Below are 16,142 nucleotides of genomic sequence, written 5' to 3' on the forward strand. Positions count from 1 at the left end.
CAACCCATTCGAGATATCCATATGAAACCCAATCCGACAATCGATAACGTATTACGCGTCGCGTTGGTGACAGGATCCACTTCCGGTATCGGCGCAGCCATTGCACGTGTACTAAGCCGGGCAGGCTATGCCGTGGTGCTCCATTCGCGAAATTCTGCAGATACAGGACGCGCTATGGTTGCCGAAATGAAGCAGGCTATTTACGTGCAAGCTGATCTTGCTTTAGAAGCTGACAGGGTCAGGCTTATTAACGAGGCGATCGCCGCGTGGGGGCAGCTCGACGTATTGGTCAATAACGCAGGTATTAGCAGAGTCATTCCGCACAGCGACCTTGCCTCGGCCAACTCGACGGTGTGGCACGAGCTTAACGAGGTTAATGTCGTGGCGCCGTTCCACCTGGTCGCATTGGCCGAGTCGGCATTGCGCGATGCCGCCCGTTACCGTCGAGCAGGTTGCGTCGTAAACATCAGTTCCCATGCCGGTATCCGTCCTAAGGGCGCATCGATTCCCTATGCAGTAAGCAAAGCTGCGCTTAATCACATGACCCGCTTGCTCGCGGTATCGCTGGGGCCAGAAATTCGCGTAAACGCTGTGGCGCCTGGCTTGGTCGACACGCCTCTGACCGCAGAATGGACAGGTGCCCAAGAGTTGTGGCGAACTCGCGCACCTATGCGCAGGGCCGCGAGCCCAGACGACATCGCAAAAGCTGTTGTCATGCTGGTCGAGTCGGACTACTTGACCGGCGAGATACTCCTCTCAGACGGCGGGTTGAATCTGACCTAGGCTAGCGTGCTCCGGTGTAGCAGGTGAGAAGACGAGTCACTCTGTAATCAAGTTAGCTAATGCATCGTGATCGCTGGGAGGGAACTTGGCACCGAAAGCTATTCTGTTCGATCTGGACAACACGCTCACCCATCGCGCGCTCAGCATTGACCGCTACGCTGAGCGGTTTCTGCATGAGTTCAAGATTGAAATCGCTGAGGCAGACACCCGTCAGATCTCTCATCTGATCGGGCGCATCGACAACGGTGGATATCTGCGACCGGAATCGGAATATTCTTCCATCCGTGAGGCGGTTGGGTACACGTTAGCCCAGGAGCTGAAGTGGACTGGGCCAGTCGATCCCAAGCGATTAATTACACACTGGATGGATCACTTCCCGAGCGCTGCGGTTGAAATGCCAGGCGCTAGCGCGATGGTTCAAGCGCTTCATCGCAAGGGTATTGCCATGGGCGTCATCTCCAACGGCGCCGAGCATTCGCGACGGCAGACTTTGGCGGCACTGCCTTTCGGCGAAACCATTGAAACGATGATTTGCTCTGAGGCGTGTGGCATTGCGAAACCGAGGTCCGAGATATTCCATCTGGGAGCACAGGCGTTGGGCGTTCGTCCTGAACATTGCTGGTTTGTGGGTGATCACCCACAGAACGATTACCTGGGTGCTACAGCCGCCGGAATGCTTGCCGTCTGGTTGAGTGGATTCCATCCGTGGCCAGCGAGCATAACGCCAGCGGAGCGTTCCATTAAAACATTGGAAGGACTCCTGGACATGCTTGCAACCTAGCAGCGGTCCACCGCTTACATCCGGTGATGCTCCAGCAAAAAATCCACAAACAACCGCACCCGCGCCGGCATTGCCGAGCCACCTACGAACACCGCATGAATGGGCTCCCGATCACCAGGGTTCCACTCTTCCAGCAGCCGTACCAGATCGCCGCGCTTTAGGTCCTCGCTCACGGTGAACTCGCCGATACGCGCAATGCCGGCCCCGACTCGCGCAAATTGTGCCAGTGCTTCACCGCTGCTGCATTCGATGTTGCCGCTGACCTTCAGGGAAAACTCTCGTCCGTCGCGGATGAACGGCCAGTTGGGTTCGGCACGTCGGAAGTTGAAGCGTAGGCAGTTGTGCCGGAGCAGGTCTTCCGGTTCCTGGGGGGTGCCGTGGCGCTGCAGATAGTTGGGCGATGCCACCACTACCTGGCCGGTGTCGCCGATCCTGCGCGCGGTCAGCGGGCTGTCGGGCAGATGGCCAAAGCGTACCGCCACGTCGGCCTGGCCGCCGAGGATGTCGACCACTTCGTCGCCGAGGGTGAGGTCGACGACGATGTTCGGGTAACGGGCGCTGAAGGCTGCCACCAAGGGAACGATGGCCAGCCGCCCATGGCCAAGGGCCGCGCTGACCCGCAAGCGGCCCCTGGGTACGCCCTGGTCGGCGATGGCTTCTTCGACCTCGGCCATGTCGGCCAGGATACGCCGGGCACCGCGCAGGAACGCCTCGCCCTCGGCGGTGAAGGTGATCGCTCGGGTGGTGCGCAGCAACAGGCGGGTGCCAAGGCGTTGTTCGGTACGCGCGATGATCCGACTGACCGCCGAGGGTGTCAGCCCCAATGCACGCGCGGCGGCTGAAAGGCTGCCTTCTTGCGCCACGGTGGCGAACACGCTCATTTCACCTGACCTGCCGTTGAAGTCCATTTGTGCCTCTTACGCAAAGGTGATTGCCAAAAAGGCTATCTACCGCCTGGAAAGTTTGGATCGTAGCATTGGCGGCATAGATAAGGAGCCTTCCATGCGTATCAATCCACCACTTGTCGCACTCGCCATTGGTGCCTTTGGCATCGGCGTTACCGAATTCGCCCCCATGGGCATGTTGCCGGGCATCGCTGCGGATCTCGGCGTTTCCATTCCCGCTGCGGGTCTGTTGGTCAGTGCTTACGCCCTGGGCGTGCTGCTTGGCGCGCCGCTGATGACCCTGACCACCGGCAGGATTCCCCGGCGCTATCTGCTGATCGGGCTCATGGCGATTTTCACCCTGGGTAATCTGATGTCAGCCTTGGCGACCGATTACTACAGCCTCATGGTCGCCAGGGTGGTGACCTCACTGAACCACGGTGCGTTCTTTGGCGTTGGCTCGATCGTCGCCGCCAGCGTGGTCGCCCCAGAGAAGCGTGCCGGGGCGGTCGCGGCCATGTTCATGGGCCTGACCCTGGCGACCATAGGCGGCGTGCCGCTGGCCGCCTGGTTTGGTGAACTGTTCGGCTGGCGCACCGCTTTCTGGGGTATTACCGGCCTCGGCGTGGCGACCATGGCCGCGTTGTGGTTCGCCCTGCCCAACCTGCCGGCGCCGCAAGGCGCCGGTGTGCTGGCTGAAATTCGGGTACTGGGCCGGGGTCCGGTGCTGGGGGCGTTGGCCCTGACCGTCGTCGGCTCGGGTGCCATGTTTACCGTCTTCACCTACATCGCGCCGATCCTCAGCAGCGAGACCCACGCGTCCACCGCCTACATCACGGCCATGCTGGTGTTGTTCGGTGTGGGGTTGACGCTGGGCAACATGTGGGGCGGCAAAGCTGCCGACCGCTCGATAGACCGCACCCTGATCATTTCGCTGAGCGTGCTGATTCTTGTCTTGCTGGCGTTCACCGCACTGATGCGTTGGCCGCTGCCGGCCGCCGTTGCCATCCTGATATGGGGTATCGCCAGCTTCGCCCTGGTGCCGCCGCTGCAGATGCGCGTCATGGAGGCTGCCAAGGACGCGCCCAACCTGGCCTCGGCGGTGAACATCGGCGCCTTCAACCTCGGCAACGCGATTGGTGCGGCGCTCGGGGGAGCGGTGATCAATGCGGGGTTGGGGTATCCGGCGATTTCCCTGGCCGGGGCGGCAATGGCGGGGTTGGGGCTGCTGATGGTGTTGGCTTTTGCCTGGCGTTCCAGAGCGATTGCGGCTGCGGTGGTGTGAGGATGGTATGGGGGGACTGTTAGTCACCATTGAGGTCGCTACCCCAAAAAAAGGTGATCCATTTTATAAATCCGTCCCCTTCGCTCCAAGAGTTGCCCGTCTTCGTTGCTTGGCTTCTTTCACTGCGTTGGTTTGGTCAAGGGCTGATGATGGCGAACTCTCTGTACCCGCATAGCGATGTTCAGGCTTGATCAAACGTCGCAGATCACTGCAGCCTGCTCTCGACTCGCGGCGGTCAATCGGCACGCGAGGGTGTGGCGTTACTCTTCAAAATAGGCATAGCCAACAGAGTAAGGCCGCTCAATATCCCTCCATAAACAACACCGCTTCCAATTGGCGGGCGCTGTACGCCAAGCCCGACTGAGCATTAAGCGCCGGCACGATGGCCGCGACAAGACGGTTTGCATCGAGTTGAGCCGCCCATGACAGGTATGCATTGCGCCATACAGCGCGGGTCGCTCGTGGCCGGCTACCGCCACGACCAGCGATCAGACCTAGGTTGGGATACTGCGTCTTGAAGCAACCCAGCTCGGCATCATTGAGCACGGCCTCGGCAATAGCCACCAATGCGGTGGCTACACGCGAGTCGTAAATCACAAAGTCATCGGGGTAAAACATGGCATACAGCTTCGTCCATGCACTGTTCATTGCCGCTGGTTGCTGAGCGTTGCGGTTAGCAGCGCGTTGCAGGTTGGCGACCACCGCGTCGGCATCCTGCGTGGGCAGGCGCACTCCGCCCCACTGGCAGATGGACGCGAATAACGCCAACACCGCGTCGGCATTATCAGCAAGGTTAAGGCTGAGCACCCGTGCCTGCTCAATAAACCCCTGCAACACTTGCTCGGTGGCTACAAAGCTTACCCCCGGCGAGGGCCAGAAGTAGCTACTCAATCGTGCATCCAATCCTTGAACCGCCTGGGCTGGGTACACGTTTCGGCGGCGACGATCGTAGATTTGAAAGGGCTCATGTTCAAGGTAAAAGGCAAAGCGCGCTTCCCAAGGGCTCAAGCTCTGGAAACCCAGGGGCACCGGCATCTCGGCAGCCGACTCGACTTCCGTCGCCAGCTCCTGCGCCTCGTCCAGGCCAAGTAACTCATACATCCCCTCGGCTACCCGCCGGTAACGCGCCACTTGGCCATTGCGGGCCCAGTAACCAGTGTGCTCGCATAGGTTCGCCAGCTGCGAACTGATAGTGCTGGCGGCGAAGAAGTCCAGACCGACGCGATAACGTTCGTTGGCATCGGTGGGGCTAAGGTAGACCCTGCGCTCAGTTGTTTTAAGGTCTGCGGCACGGAAGTGTAGCGGGAGCGCGCCGGCGTGGATTTCAAGGGCGATTGCGTCGTGCAGGGCCATGAGGCTTCCAATGCTGGGGGTAAAGGGGTTTCTTGAAATAGCGGTAGGCTACTCGGCCTCGGGCGCGCAATCCAGCGTGGTAAAAGTACAAGTACAGCTAAGGGCTCAAGCAGATCTGCGCTCGGACCCGAATCGCGACACGTCTGCCCTTATTTGATCAGTCCGCAATCGATCCAGGCTGTGTGAAAACACATTTTGAGAATGATTCGGCCATGGGGCATTTGACCAGGTTTTGAGGCACCATATGGTCTCTAGGAATCCAGCTGCTCGACGCAGCTCGCAAACCAGATCAAGAAGAATGAATGCCTTCCCGTCGCCGCCTCAGTAGCGTGAGAAACGTGTGAAAAAGAGACAAATTTACTTTCGCCTCCATAAAATAAACCTGTCGCCTTTTAGCTATAACGTCAACGCTCCTCAGTTTGTGACGCAACAGTAGTGTGATCGATAGGGTGACAATCATGATACTCATCAGATTTGTATGTACTCGCGCTCTGACCTTCTTGGCCTTGTTGTTCGGACTTGGCTTGGGATGTGCGTCATTCTCTCAGGCTTCGGCGTACGGAAACTGCCCTCCCGATATGAGTAGCCGAGCTGGGTCTTTGCTAGTTGATGCGCGTGGAGATTGGTCATCCCTTTTTAAGCATCAGAGAGTCTTCGCCTCTTGTGATGATGGTGAGCTTGGCGAGGGCTACTCTGAAGCCGTGACGAACCTCTTCGCCCAAAGATGGGATCAGCTCGGTACATTTGTGGCACTGGCAAAAACACACCCTGACTTTCAAGACTGGGCGATACGACATATCGATGCAACTGCCTCAGATGATGACCTGAATAGAATTATATTAAATTCCAATACATGCATTAATAATGCAGCAGTGGAAAAACTTTGCAGGTTTATTCGGCAGAGCGCTGCAAATGCCTTGATGGAGTCCGCACGGATGCGACGATAAACCTGAGGATAGGCTCTACACCTATGTCAGCGGCAGTCCGTCAAGTTACAAAGATCCGCAAGCAATGAAAAAAACGGACAGATTCATTTAAAGCAAAAAAACAAATGATCCGCCCCCTTTCCGACTCAAGTAAAGTCAACGAACTTACCCTTGCCTGACAATATCCACCGAGATCTCCACCGCCGCAATCGTGCCTCTATTCTCAAGCCAGTGCGTGGTGTTCCTGTCCTCGGACCAGCCCACTCCCGGCCCGTAATCCGTGGCGACGCCATTTCGATGGTCGGTGATCGTGCCTTGCAGAATGTAGACGGTGCCTGGTCTGTCTACATGGTTGTGGATCGGCCCGAAGACGCCTCCAGGCTCGAGGGTCACCCTGCGCATCCTGAGTTGGCGCCCTGCCATACCCTCGATCTCAGGCCCCAGATCAATCGTTGAGAGTAACGTCACCGTCACCCCTTTCGTCTCAGGCGCCACCTGTTCGTTGTTCCGCCGAAAAAAGACAATGGACAGCCCCCCCGACGGGGAGATAGCGTCAGCCACTTCAATTCGGGAGCTGCGCCATGGATGCCATTGCCCATTATTCAAACGAACACCACCGGCTTTCCGTCATGCAACTATGGGAAACCGTATTCGGTTACGAAACCGCCCATAACACCCCCAGCCTGGCTATCGACAAGAAGCTGGCCGTATCCGATGGCCTCTTTTTTGTTGCTCTGGCTGGAGATGAAGTTGTTGGCACTGTTCTGGCTGGGTACGACGGCCATCGGGGATGGCTTTACTCGGTGGCGGTGCATCCTGCGCATCGTAGAAAAGGCTTAGGGGCAAACCTGGTCCGTCATGCAGAGGGCGCGTTGACTGCCCGAGGGTGCATGAAGATCAACCTGCAAATTGTCAGCGCAAATGAGCACGTCAAAACGTTCTATGAGTCGCTGGGCTACTCGGTCGAACCACGCATCAGCATGGGGAAGAAAATCGAATCGAATATCGTGATGCCTGGCGGACAGTCCTGAGGGAGTCTCCGCCAGGGGTTCAGAGTGCATTCCCGCTATACCCACTTCGCGTCGATCACTACTTTTGACCTGTGTATCAGGTCCTCAATCTGACACCTCCAACTACTGCGCAACCGCAAAACCGAACGTGTGCTCTTGCAGGCTCGTTTTGATCAACGCGGCCAGTTGCTGGATGGCGGGCGTCGGGTCTTCTCCACTGCTGTGAAGCACATAGCCAAGGCTTGGTACGGCCGGCAAGCCGGAAACGACGGCGAGATGACTCGGCAGCCCAATGCGAGTTCGCAGCGTCAAGCCCAAGCCGGCGGCGACGGCCGCCCAGATACTCGCGACGCTGGGGCTGGTCAGGGCGATTCGCCAGGGAATTTGCGCGGCATCCAGTGCCTGTGTGGCAGCGCTACGCAATACGCAAGGCGCGTCGAACATGATCAATGGCAGCGGTGAGTCAGCAAGGCGGGTCAGTGACGGCATGTCACGGGCCCCGATCCAGTGCATCTGTGTTTCGCCCAGCCGCGTGGCATAGGGCGACGTATGCCCTGTGTCCCATGTCAGGGCCAAGTCCAGAGCAGCACTTTCGACCAACGCAAGCAGTTCGGCGTTGCGCGCGATCCTGACCTCGAGAATCACCATCGGGTACGTCTGGACGAAGCGTCGAAGGATCTCGCTCAGTAAATGTTCCCCAAAGTCTTCTTGAAGCCCAAGGCGAATTGTCCCCGCGGCTTGGCTTTCATGCAGGGCCTGGAAAATGCCGTCGTTCAGTTCCAGTAACCGACGGGCATGACTGAGCAGTGATTCACCTACGGGCGTCAAGACTAACCCTCGACCGGATTTGGCCAGCACCGGAGTACCGATCTGCTCCTCAAGCTTCTTCAATTGAGCGCTCACGGCAGAAGTCGATCGACCGAGACGATCCGCCGCTTTGGCAAAGCTGTTGAACTCCACGCCGGTGACGAAAGTACGCAATACATCAAGATCGAAGGTCGGACGGCGCATTGAATGGTCCACTAATTTGGGATGATCTACCCAATTAAATCTGATATTCGGAACTATCGCGACTTGATAGTTTTCCCCCTGTCGCTTTAGCCATGGGGGTAACTGTTATGCCGTTTTCACGTATTTCACTGCACCGGGGGAAGTCGGCCGAGTATCTACAAGCATTGTCCCAAGGGCTGCACGATGCCTTGGTTGATAGCTTCGAGGTGCCGAAGACCGATCGCTTCCAGGTCATCCACCAACATGAAGTGGGCGAGTTGATATTTGATCCCGACTACCTGGGTGGACCGCGTAGCCATGACTTTGTGCTGATCACGATTACCGCTGGCCGCCCTCGAAGCGTCGAGACGAAACAGCGTTTCTACCGCGACCTGGTCGAGAAATTGGGGCGGGCGCCAGGTCTCAACGCGGAAGATGTAATGGTGGTGATCACCACTACGGCCAGCGATGAATGGTCGTTTGGTGGTGGCCGGGGCAACTAGCCTTCAGGTTTGTGCTGGGTACGACGGCCATCGTGGACGGCTGTACGGTGGCGGTGCACCCTGCGCATCGTCTCCTCCAACCGCAACAAACTTTATCACTCAGATGAATCCTGTGATACTTAATGCGAATCACTCTCACAAGCATTAGCATCTAATGATTGTTCATGTCGACTTGTGCCACCCCACCGCGTCACTTCAACCCTGCCCGCAATCTTCTGGCCATGGCTATCTGCATGATCTCCATGGCCCCCGCCTACGCCGACGACAACAGCCCCACCCCACCCGTCACCCTGGAACTAGACGCAACCGAGGTCTCCGGCAGTGGCCAACTGGGGAGCACCACGGAAGGCACCGAGTCCTACACCACCGGCGCGATGTCGACCGCGACCAAACTCCCGCTGACGATGCGTGAAACCCCGCAAGCCGTCACCGTCATTACGCGCCAGCGCATGGATGACCAGGCGATGACCGACATCAACGACGTGGTCAAGGCGACGCCCGGTTTGTTCCTGGACTTTTCCTCCGGTCCTGGCCGGCAGACCTACAAGGCCCGCGGTTTTGAAATCGACAACCTGATGTATGACGGCATCCCGAGTGGCTACGACGGCGTTAACGTCGGTTCCCAGCCTAACTTGGCGATGTTCGATCGGGTCGAGGTGGTGCGCGGTGCCACCGGCCTGGTGACGGGGGCAGGCAACCCTTCGGCCGCCATCAACCTGATCCGCAAGCGGCCATTGGCCGAGCAGAAACTCACCCTGACCGGTGCTGCCGGCAGCTGGGACGATTACCGTGGCGAGGTCGATGCCTCCAGCCCGCTCAACGACAGTGGCACGCTGCGCGGCCGGGTCGTGACCTCTTACCAGGACGCCAACAGCTTCATCGACAATGTCGAGGAGGATCATGGCCTGTTCTATGCGGTCACCGAAGCGGACTTGAACGAAGACACCACCCTGACCCTGGGGTTTTCCCACCAGAAGGACAAGACCAATTACTTCTGGGGCTCTTCGATGATCGGCCAGGACGGCCATCATCTGGACCTGCCGCGCTCCTACAATCCGGGCACGGATTGGGAGAACAAGGATCAGGAGATCAACACCGTATTCGCCGAAGTCCGTCATCGCCTGGCCAACGACTGGAACCTTCAGGTCAACGCCAATTACTCCGAACAGAACGCGTTGTTCTCCGGCTCTTACCAATCACGCTGGGTCAACAACACACTGGCCCGCACGGTTTACCAGGCCGACTTCGATGAAAACCAGGCCGGCGTAGACGCCTTTGCCAGTGGGCCCTTCGAGGCGTTCGGGCGCAGCCATGAACTGGTGGTGGGCGCCAGCAAGCGCATCTACGACATGACCACCCACAACTACAGCCCGTACGACATGAACTGGCCGATCAATGGGGGTAAACCGAACTTCGTCCACACCAACAACCAGCGCGAAGTGACCACCCAGGACGGCGTCTACCTCACCACACGCCTGAGCCTGGCCGACCCGTTGAAGTTGATCCTCGGCGGACGCCTGGACTGGTACGACTACGATAACCGCGATGGCGACACCGACTACAAGGTCACCCGTAACCTCACCCGTTACGCCGGCTTGATCTACGACCTGGACGACCACCACTCGGTCTACGTCAGCTACAGCGATATCTTCACGCCGCAAAGCTCCAAGGATACTTCTGGCAGCCCGGTCAAGCCGATCGTTGGCAAGAACTACGAGGTCGGCATCAAGGGCGAATATTTTGATGGCGCGCTGAATGCGAGCGTGGCGCTGTTTCGCGTCGACCAGGAGAACCGCGCCGTGCAACTGTTTACGGCAAACTGCCCACAAGCGACCTGCTATGAAGCTTCCGGCGAGATTCGCAGCCAGGGTATCGACTTCGAACTGCAAGGCGCCTTGACCGAAAACTGGCAAGTCGGCGGTGGCTATACCTACGCGCGAACACACACCATCAAGGATGCCGCCAACCCGCAGAACGTAAACAAGCAGTTCGACACCGACACACCGGAGCATCTGTTCAAGCTGACCACCAGCTACCACTTCCAGGGCCCGCTGGAAAAACTGCGTGTGGGCGGTAACGTCTCCTGGCAGAGCCGCCTGTACAACGACATCCCGCTGGCTGATGGCAGCAAGTACCGCCTCGAACAGGGCAGCTACGCGATCACCGACCTGATGGCCGGCTACCGGGTCAGCCAAAACCTGGACTTGCAGGTCAACGCCAACAACATCTTCGACCGCCAGTACTACTCGACCATCGCCAACTCCGTGAGCTACGGCGGTGACTCCTACGGCAGCCCACGCAATATGCTGCTGACCGCCAAGTACAGTTTCTAAGAAGAGCGGATTTGTCTGGTCCTGAATCAGGTTCATGCCTGTTTCAGGGCCAGACCCAGCACCTGAAATCGTCTCTTTCTCTGTCCGGACGAAGGTCTTTCCAGCGGGCTATGAAAGAAGCGCTCTCAGTTGTGCTGGAACGGCGACCACCTCTTTGGTTTCCGGCGAGACACATACATGAGTGACATTTGCCACAAAAGATAAGGGCCCATCAACAACAAACCCTTCGACCAGAAACGTGAATGAATGAACACCCACCTTCGCCACACTGACTTTGATAGATAACTCATCATCCCACGTCAAAGGCACCAGAAACTCCATGGACATGGCGCGTACTGGCGGCAGTATTTCAAAGCCCATGAGTGTTCTAAGCCCGGGCGTGCCCAGCCACTTATCAAGTGCTACGTAGATAGCCTCTACTGAAAAATACGAAAATCGCGGCGTGTACACCACGCCTGCCGGATCACAGTCGCCAAATAAAATCGTTCTACTGACGAAAACCGCATGAGGCATTGGTCTCTTCCCTTTAGTTATTCGAGCCTTGGTAGGTATTTTTGTCGCCGCCATCAAAGCTCAAAGCGTATCCGGCTCTCACGACGCTGTGCCGGTGGCAAATCCTCGCCTAGCCTGACCGCCGCCAGTAGCTGCTCGACACCGACATGTATGGCATCCGCTTGCACATTGGACGGCTTGAAGTCCGGTGCATTATCAAGGCCTTGGCGGTGTGCTTGAATGATCTTCACGTCTTGGCGAATGACGATGCGGGTGTACAGATGGATGAACGGACGCAACATCCGCAGTACCCAACGGGGTAGGCGGAAGCGGTAGGCGATGTAGGTATAGACGCGCGACTGACGTGAATCGATTGGCGTGATTTGACTGATGATCAAAAAAGCCGAACGCTCGCCCCACTGGTAGTCGCAGCGCGTGACGTTGGGCGCAAAAAAACGATCTGTGTGAACCAGCGGTTCGCCGTCGGGATTACTCAGCCAGTTCATGACACCAATCTTGTCCCCGTCATCGTGATAGGTCACTTCAATGCTCCGCGCTTTACACGCGAGCGTGGCGTCCATCGAACGACCGGTGCTGGATCTGAAGATGCCCTCGTGCACGAATACGGTATGCGGCACGTCCATGAAGTTCTGTACCAGGCTGCCTACGTCTGCCTCAAAGGTGTTGATCATGAAATAGCTCTGCCAGCGCTGGTCAGCGTAAGCCGGCAGCCTGAACACAGGCTTGGCCTGCGGGTCACCTGCACCGGTGTATACCCAGATCAAGCCATCAAGTTCCTGCACGGCAAAATGACGCTGTTTGTACCGATACTCGCCTGATGGCGATGAGCACTGTTTATCGCCGACACTGGGGATATGAACCACGTGCCCTTGGGCATCGTAGCGCCAGCCATGGTAGGGACAGACGAGGCAATTATCGGAAATCTTGCCGGCGGACAATCGGGTTCCCCGATGCACGCATTGGTCCAGCAACGCCGCTACCTGCCCATCACCCTGACGAAAAAGCACCAGGTTCAGTCCGAGGATTTTGGCCCGGTAAGGTGTGTTCTTGCGCAGCTCTTTCTGCGCGCAAGCCACATACCATTGTTCGAGGGTTCCATCGCAAGGCGTCTCGAAGGTGGTATTTAAAGATGCCGACATGAGCTTTCCGTTAGCGCGAGAATGGCCTCGGCTGTCTCGAGCCGATTGATAAGAGGGCGAGGTTTGACGTCACCGGCGCGGATACCGCTTAACTCCGCCGCCTGTTGCAGTACTTGAGCCAGCAGATCAGCGCTGCCTTTGAGCAGGCGAACCCGAAGAGGCCCCAACTGCCCAAGCCTGCGTGCCTGGTTGTAATGAAAGGCGTTGGACAGCTCCGACTCGACCGCCAGCGCCAGTGCGCCTGCATCCAGGTCTTCAGGTGTCGCCACCAGCGCGAGGTAATGCGGTGGCATGGCCGAAGCATTGGGGATCAGGCAAGCAGCCCCTGTCGTGGTGATGCAACGGTCAAATATGTTCTGCACGATGTGCTCATCAAGCTTTTCTCCGACCAGATCACTGGTCACCGTAGTCCTCCCCACAAACTCCACACGCGGCGTAGCCCCCAACATGCCGACGACTCGGACCCGGTCCCCCAACGCGTAGCGATACAAACCGCCACCGGTTGTCAGCAGCACTTGCGCGCTTTCGCCCATGCGCAGGGAGTGGGCATTGCGTAGCGAACCGTCTTCGCAGAGAAACTCGAGATAATGGCTGCCAATCGCCAAGGGACACCCCGGCCCGTCACCAAATGGCACGCTCACCACACCTTCGGTGGCAAAAAGACCTTTGGGTAACCATTGCGCCTGAGGGAAGCGTGCCGCCAATTGCCTGTAGTAATGGCGGCTGGGGCCATCCATCCAGCAACTGACGGCTGCCAGCCGTGGCCATAACTCGGTGCAGACACCTTGGGATCGCGCTCGGCGCAACGCAGACCTGCGGGCGGTGGGAAGCGCATTGTCCAGCCACGCAAATGTCTGCTCATGCTCAGCGCTTTCGCCATCGAAAATTGGCTGTAACAGACTGGTCAAGAACGTAGGGCTCCAGACACTGATAAAACTCAAATCAGCGTCCGCCACCAACGCCAGGAGGGTCTGTCTACGCCAGTTGGACAGATCGCCGGCAAACTCCGGAATCAACAAAGTACCGGCCAACCCGGCAATGTTGCTGCCGCTCAAGTACTCCAGGTCACTGGCTGAACCAACGGCAATACCATTGGGGCCCGTCACCGGCACTTGCAAGGGAGGTGACATTGACCAGTAGCCTGAGCCATGGCTGATCCCGGGGACTTGACGGTGCATATCCGCAAGCCAGACGCCTAAAGCGCTGTGCATTTCAGAGAGAAAGTCGCGTGTATAAGGAATCGCTTTGTGCAGCGCACTGCTACCGCTTGTACGCTCAAAGAACAGTGGCGGGCGGGATGTCAAAATCGGTTCCGATTCCTGTTGAGCTCGCTGTATCCAGGGATGCAGTTGCGCGTAAGCGTGAATCGGGACGTTGTCGCGAAACTGCATTGAATCAGCGATACGCGCAAAGTGGTGGGCACGCCCGAACGCACAATCACTGTTGGCCTTTAGCAATCGCTGCAACAGGCGTTCTTGCGTCAGTTCTGGTTGCTCAAGTTGCTCGTGCCACCGATCAAGCGTGGGCTGGGCACTGTCTATGAAACGTTTCCACAGCGCGCGTCTGACGCCATTGTTGGCACTCATCAAAAGTAGGTCTTGTCGAGTTGCGTCACGTCATCCGGTAAACGCTGGGGCGGCAAGAAAACCGTTAGCCAGCCAAACCACAATGGTCGGGTTTCCTTCAGGTTCGAGGCCCGGTGCATCTGCTGCCAATGCAGTTGTGATTGACGATGATGGGTGAGGTTGTAGTTGAAGTTCAAAAATGCCCAGCGGACCAGGCGCGGCGCCCTCATGTTGTAGGCCCCCTCCACCACGTCCAAGGGTGTGCGCATGTGGTAGACCCACTGCAGCGAAGACCAGGAAAAAGCAAAAGCGATGTAGGTCACCAGGACGACAGGCCACTTCCATCCCAACACTGTCCCGGCCGATAACCACACCGCGACACTGGCGATCACTTCCAGCCGGATACGGCTGAAATCGCTTTTTGAAAAGTCCTTGAAGGCGGCCGCATACGTATTGACCTCTGCGGTTTGCGACCACCTGTCCGTGATACGTGCCGGCAGTAGCGGCAACAAAAGACTGCCGATAAACGCTGCGAACCAGATCCCCCCCAGAATCGCGAAATAGTATTCGACTCGTTTGCGCAGCAACGACTCGTCTGCGCTGGCGAAATCAGCCAGTTCTGCTCGGGTGCGATTACGCGTGTGATGCCCCAGATGGTTGATATGGATGAGCGTAGCCGATGCACCAAACAGGGTTGAAGCCCACCACATGACGAAATAATTCAGCTTTTTTTGACTATGGGCCAGCCCATGAAAGGCCTCGTGCATCATCGAAAAGACGCCTTGCATGACCAGGCAAAAAGGTATCAGCACAAGCCACTTGGGCCAACCCGCATCCGTGTGTGACAACCAGGTCAGCGTCGCCCCCCAAACCAATGTCTGCAGCATCAGTACACACAGATTGGCCACGTCGTAACGACTAGAGGGTGAAATGTCACCAGAACTGCGCATAAGAGGTCCCATGGAAAGTCGGATATCCGTTTACACGATCAGTGACAAAAGAGATAGCCTATAGTTTTTCAGGGCCGCACCCGTCGATATGTCGTATCTCAAAGGCCTCTTGTCCTGGTGCTCGGCGGCAAAACCACCTGCCGCAAAAATTCTCCGCCGCAACGTACGCTTTGCTCTCGATGAGCGAATTCCCCGTTATTGGTATCGTGACTGGCCTCACGTCACGCGTTTTTTTGATGGCCTGTCGATCATGTTTCCACTCGGCGAAAAGCTGTTCATTGATAGCGTCACGCACTTTCGTACCGAGATAGAAACCGATCGTTCGCTGTGCAACGCGGTTGAAGCGTTTGTTTATCAGGAGGCGGCGCATATTCGTGAGCACAGGCTGTATAACCAGCTACTCGCGGCACAAGGCGCGCCTGTTGAGGCACTGGAACAACTGCTGCTGCGCCGACAAGAGGTTGGCAATCGATTTACGCCAGCGACTCGTCTGGCCATGACCGCCAGCCTGGAGCATTTCACGGCCATTCTCTCTGATCAGCTTTTGCGCAATCCCGCTGTTCTCAACGGTGCCGATTCGAGGATGGCCATGCTCTGGCGTTGGCATGCCATAGAAGAAACCGAACACAAGGCCGTCGCCTACGACGTGTTGTGCCGGGTTGTGCGCAATCCACTTTGGCGCTACCTGATGCGATGCGGGGTCATGCTGATAATGACCGCGTACTTCGCCGTCGATGTGCTGTATTTCATTTACCAACTTGCGGGGACTGATGGGCAACGCCGTAACTGGCGAGGGTGGGCGCGCTTGCAATGGTGGTTGTTTGTGAATCCTGGCCCGCTGACCCGTGCATTTCCGAGCTGGCTGGCGTGGTTCATTCCTGGTTTTCACCCCGATAAGCTCGACAACAGTGAAGCCTTGGAAGCGGCCCGCCGAAGACTGGATGAATTCGCTGAGCCCAAGCCATGAGGCCACCCGTGCCGGGAAAAAAAACCTGGATACCAGAAGGCTTTGACGATTGGCCACTTCACTTTCCAGCAACGCAATGGGCGAGGCCTGCTGCACACCTTGATTGGACAGAGCAATTTATCGCGTGCTGGCATGCCCCCGTGCCACGTCTTCCTCGAAG

General features: G+C 57.5%; 15 protein-coding genes. 7 read left to right on the forward strand and 8 right to left on the reverse strand.

Annotated features, from left to right (window positions below):
* The first annotated feature begins 21 nt into the window (after positions 1-21).
* Both AD662_RS17770 and AD662_RS17775 read left to right on the forward strand, forming a co-directional pair.
* Positions 22-783 carry an SDR family NAD(P)-dependent oxidoreductase gene (locus tag AD662_RS17770; protein ID WP_074849721.1) on the forward strand — a complete coding sequence of 254 codons (762 nt, stop codon included), beginning with the start codon at positions 22-24 and terminating at the stop codon, positions 781-783.
* Positions 784-868: 85 nt separating this feature from the next.
* Complete coding sequence (locus AD662_RS17775) at positions 869-1,564, forward strand: HAD family hydrolase (RefSeq protein ID WP_053189242.1); 696 nt, start codon at positions 869-871, stop codon at positions 1,562-1,564.
* Positions 1,565-1,578: 14 nt separating this feature from the next.
* On the opposite strand, the gene AD662_RS17780 is transcribed toward AD662_RS17775, so the two are convergent.
* Complete coding sequence (locus AD662_RS17780; protein ID WP_018601169.1) at positions 1,579-2,472, reverse strand: LysR family transcriptional regulator; 894 nt, start codon at positions 2,470-2,472, stop codon at positions 1,579-1,581.
* Positions 2,473-2,566: 94 nt separating this feature from the next.
* Here AD662_RS17780 and AD662_RS17785 point away from each other — a divergent pair, with 94 nt between their 5' ends.
* Positions 2,567-3,733 (forward strand): MFS transporter, encoded by a 1,167-nt coding sequence (locus AD662_RS17785; protein WP_053189243.1) that lies wholly within the window; start codon positions 2,567-2,569, stop codon positions 3,731-3,733.
* A 300-nt stretch (positions 3,734-4,033) separates the two neighbouring features.
* Here the strand turns inward: AD662_RS17785 and AD662_RS17790 are convergent, their stop codons facing one another.
* Positions 4,034-5,086, reverse strand: coding sequence for a hypothetical protein (locus tag AD662_RS17790; RefSeq protein ID WP_053189244.1), 1,053 nt, complete (start codon positions 5,084-5,086; stop codon positions 4,034-4,036).
* Between the two features lie 1,091 nt (positions 5,087-6,177).
* Positions 6,178-6,573: a cupin domain-containing protein gene (locus tag AD662_RS17795; RefSeq protein WP_235862415.1), complete on the reverse strand. Its 396-nt coding sequence runs from the start codon at positions 6,571-6,573 to the stop codon at positions 6,178-6,180.
* Between the two features lie 20 nt (positions 6,574-6,593).
* Between AD662_RS17795 and AD662_RS17800 the strand changes: the two genes are divergently transcribed.
* Positions 6,594-7,043, forward strand: a complete 450-nt coding sequence (locus AD662_RS17800) for a GNAT family acetyltransferase (protein ID WP_053189246.1) — start codon at positions 6,594-6,596, stop codon at positions 7,041-7,043.
* Positions 7,044-7,145: 102 nt separating this feature from the next.
* Here the strand turns inward: AD662_RS17800 and AD662_RS17805 are convergent, their stop codons facing one another.
* Positions 7,146-8,033: a LysR substrate-binding domain-containing protein gene (locus AD662_RS17805; protein ID WP_053189248.1), complete on the reverse strand. Its 888-nt coding sequence runs from the start codon at positions 8,031-8,033 to the stop codon at positions 7,146-7,148.
* 107 nt (positions 8,034-8,140) lie between these two features.
* On the opposite strand from AD662_RS17805, the gene AD662_RS17810 reads away from it, so the two are divergent.
* On the forward strand, positions 8,141-8,515 hold the full coding sequence (locus AD662_RS17810; protein WP_053189250.1) for a tautomerase family protein: 375 nt from the start codon (positions 8,141-8,143) through the stop codon (positions 8,513-8,515).
* 164 nt (positions 8,516-8,679) lie between these two features.
* A complete protein-coding gene (locus AD662_RS17815; protein ID WP_053189251.1) occupies positions 8,680-10,848 on the forward strand; it encodes a TonB-dependent siderophore receptor in 2,169 nt (722 codons plus the stop codon).
* Between the two features lie 108 nt (positions 10,849-10,956).
* On the opposite strand, the gene AD662_RS17820 is transcribed toward AD662_RS17815, so the two are convergent.
* The 4 genes from AD662_RS17820 to AD662_RS17835 are packed head-to-tail and all read right to left on the reverse strand — an operon-like array spanning position 10,957 to position 15,015.
* Positions 10,957-11,361 carry an acyl-CoA thioesterase gene (locus tag AD662_RS17820; protein WP_018601181.1) on the reverse strand — a complete coding sequence of 135 codons (405 nt, stop codon included), beginning with the start codon at positions 11,359-11,361 and terminating at the stop codon, positions 10,957-10,959.
* Between the two features lie 53 nt (positions 11,362-11,414).
* Positions 11,415-12,500 (reverse strand): aromatic ring-hydroxylating oxygenase subunit alpha, encoded by a 1,086-nt coding sequence (locus AD662_RS17825; RefSeq protein ID WP_074849723.1) that lies wholly within the window; start codon positions 12,498-12,500, stop codon positions 11,415-11,417.
* Positions 12,485-14,086, reverse strand: a complete 1,602-nt coding sequence (locus tag AD662_RS17830; RefSeq protein WP_053189252.1) for a GH3 family acyl-acid amido synthetase — start codon at positions 14,084-14,086, stop codon at positions 12,485-12,487. Before AD662_RS17830 ends, AD662_RS17825 begins: the two co-directional genes overlap by 16 nt.
* Positions 14,086-15,015: a fatty acid desaturase family protein gene (locus AD662_RS17835; protein WP_053189254.1), complete on the reverse strand. Its 930-nt coding sequence runs from the start codon at positions 15,013-15,015 to the stop codon at positions 14,086-14,088. The genes AD662_RS17830 and AD662_RS17835 overlap by 1 nt, the downstream gene beginning before the upstream one ends.
* Positions 15,016-15,103: 88 nt before the next feature.
* On the opposite strand from AD662_RS17835, the gene AD662_RS17840 reads away from it, so the two are divergent.
* Positions 15,104-15,982 carry a metal-dependent hydrolase gene (locus AD662_RS17840; RefSeq protein WP_053189255.1) on the forward strand — a complete coding sequence of 293 codons (879 nt, stop codon included), beginning with the start codon at positions 15,104-15,106 and terminating at the stop codon, positions 15,980-15,982.
* The last annotated feature ends 160 nt before the right edge of the window (positions 15,983-16,142 follow it).

Source organism: Pseudomonas kilonensis (assembly GCF_001269885.1).
Classification (GTDB): Bacteria; Pseudomonadota; Gammaproteobacteria; order Pseudomonadales; family Pseudomonadaceae; genus Aquipseudomonas; species Aquipseudomonas kilonensis.

Coding starts and splice junctions, on each gene's coding strand:
- AD662_RS17780 (WP_018601169.1), bottom strand. CDS start 2,472: ATGGACTTCAACGGCAGGTCAGGTGAAATGAGCGTGTTCGCCACCGTG.
- AD662_RS17810 (WP_053189250.1), top strand. CDS start 8,141: ATGCCGTTTTCACGTATTTCACTGCACCGGGGGAAGTCGGCCGAGTAT.
- AD662_RS17835 (WP_053189254.1), bottom strand. CDS start 15,015: ATGCGCAGTTCTGGTGACATTTCACCCTCTAGTCGTTACGACGTGGCC.
- AD662_RS17805 (WP_053189248.1), bottom strand. CDS start 8,033: ATGCGCCGTCCGACCTTCGATCTTGATGTATTGCGTACTTTCGTCACC.
- AD662_RS17820 (WP_018601181.1), bottom strand. CDS start 11,361: ATGCCTCATGCGGTTTTCGTCAGTAGAACGATTTTATTTGGCGACTGT.
- AD662_RS17790 (WP_053189244.1), bottom strand. CDS start 5,086: ATGGCCCTGCACGACGCAATCGCCCTTGAAATCCACGCCGGCGCGCTC.
- AD662_RS17770 (WP_074849721.1), top strand. CDS start 22: ATGAAACCCAATCCGACAATCGATAACGTATTACGCGTCGCGTTGGTG.
- AD662_RS17815 (WP_053189251.1), top strand. CDS start 8,680: ATGTCGACTTGTGCCACCCCACCGCGTCACTTCAACCCTGCCCGCAAT.
- AD662_RS17800 (WP_053189246.1), top strand. CDS start 6,594: ATGGATGCCATTGCCCATTATTCAAACGAACACCACCGGCTTTCCGTC.
- AD662_RS17830 (WP_053189252.1), bottom strand. CDS start 14,086: ATGAGTGCCAACAATGGCGTCAGACGCGCGCTGTGGAAACGTTTCATA.
- AD662_RS17785 (WP_053189243.1), top strand. CDS start 2,567: ATGCGTATCAATCCACCACTTGTCGCACTCGCCATTGGTGCCTTTGGC.
- AD662_RS17825 (WP_074849723.1), bottom strand. CDS start 12,500: ATGTCGGCATCTTTAAATACCACCTTCGAGACGCCTTGCGATGGAACC.
- AD662_RS17840 (WP_053189255.1), top strand. CDS start 15,104: ATGTCGTATCTCAAAGGCCTCTTGTCCTGGTGCTCGGCGGCAAAACCA.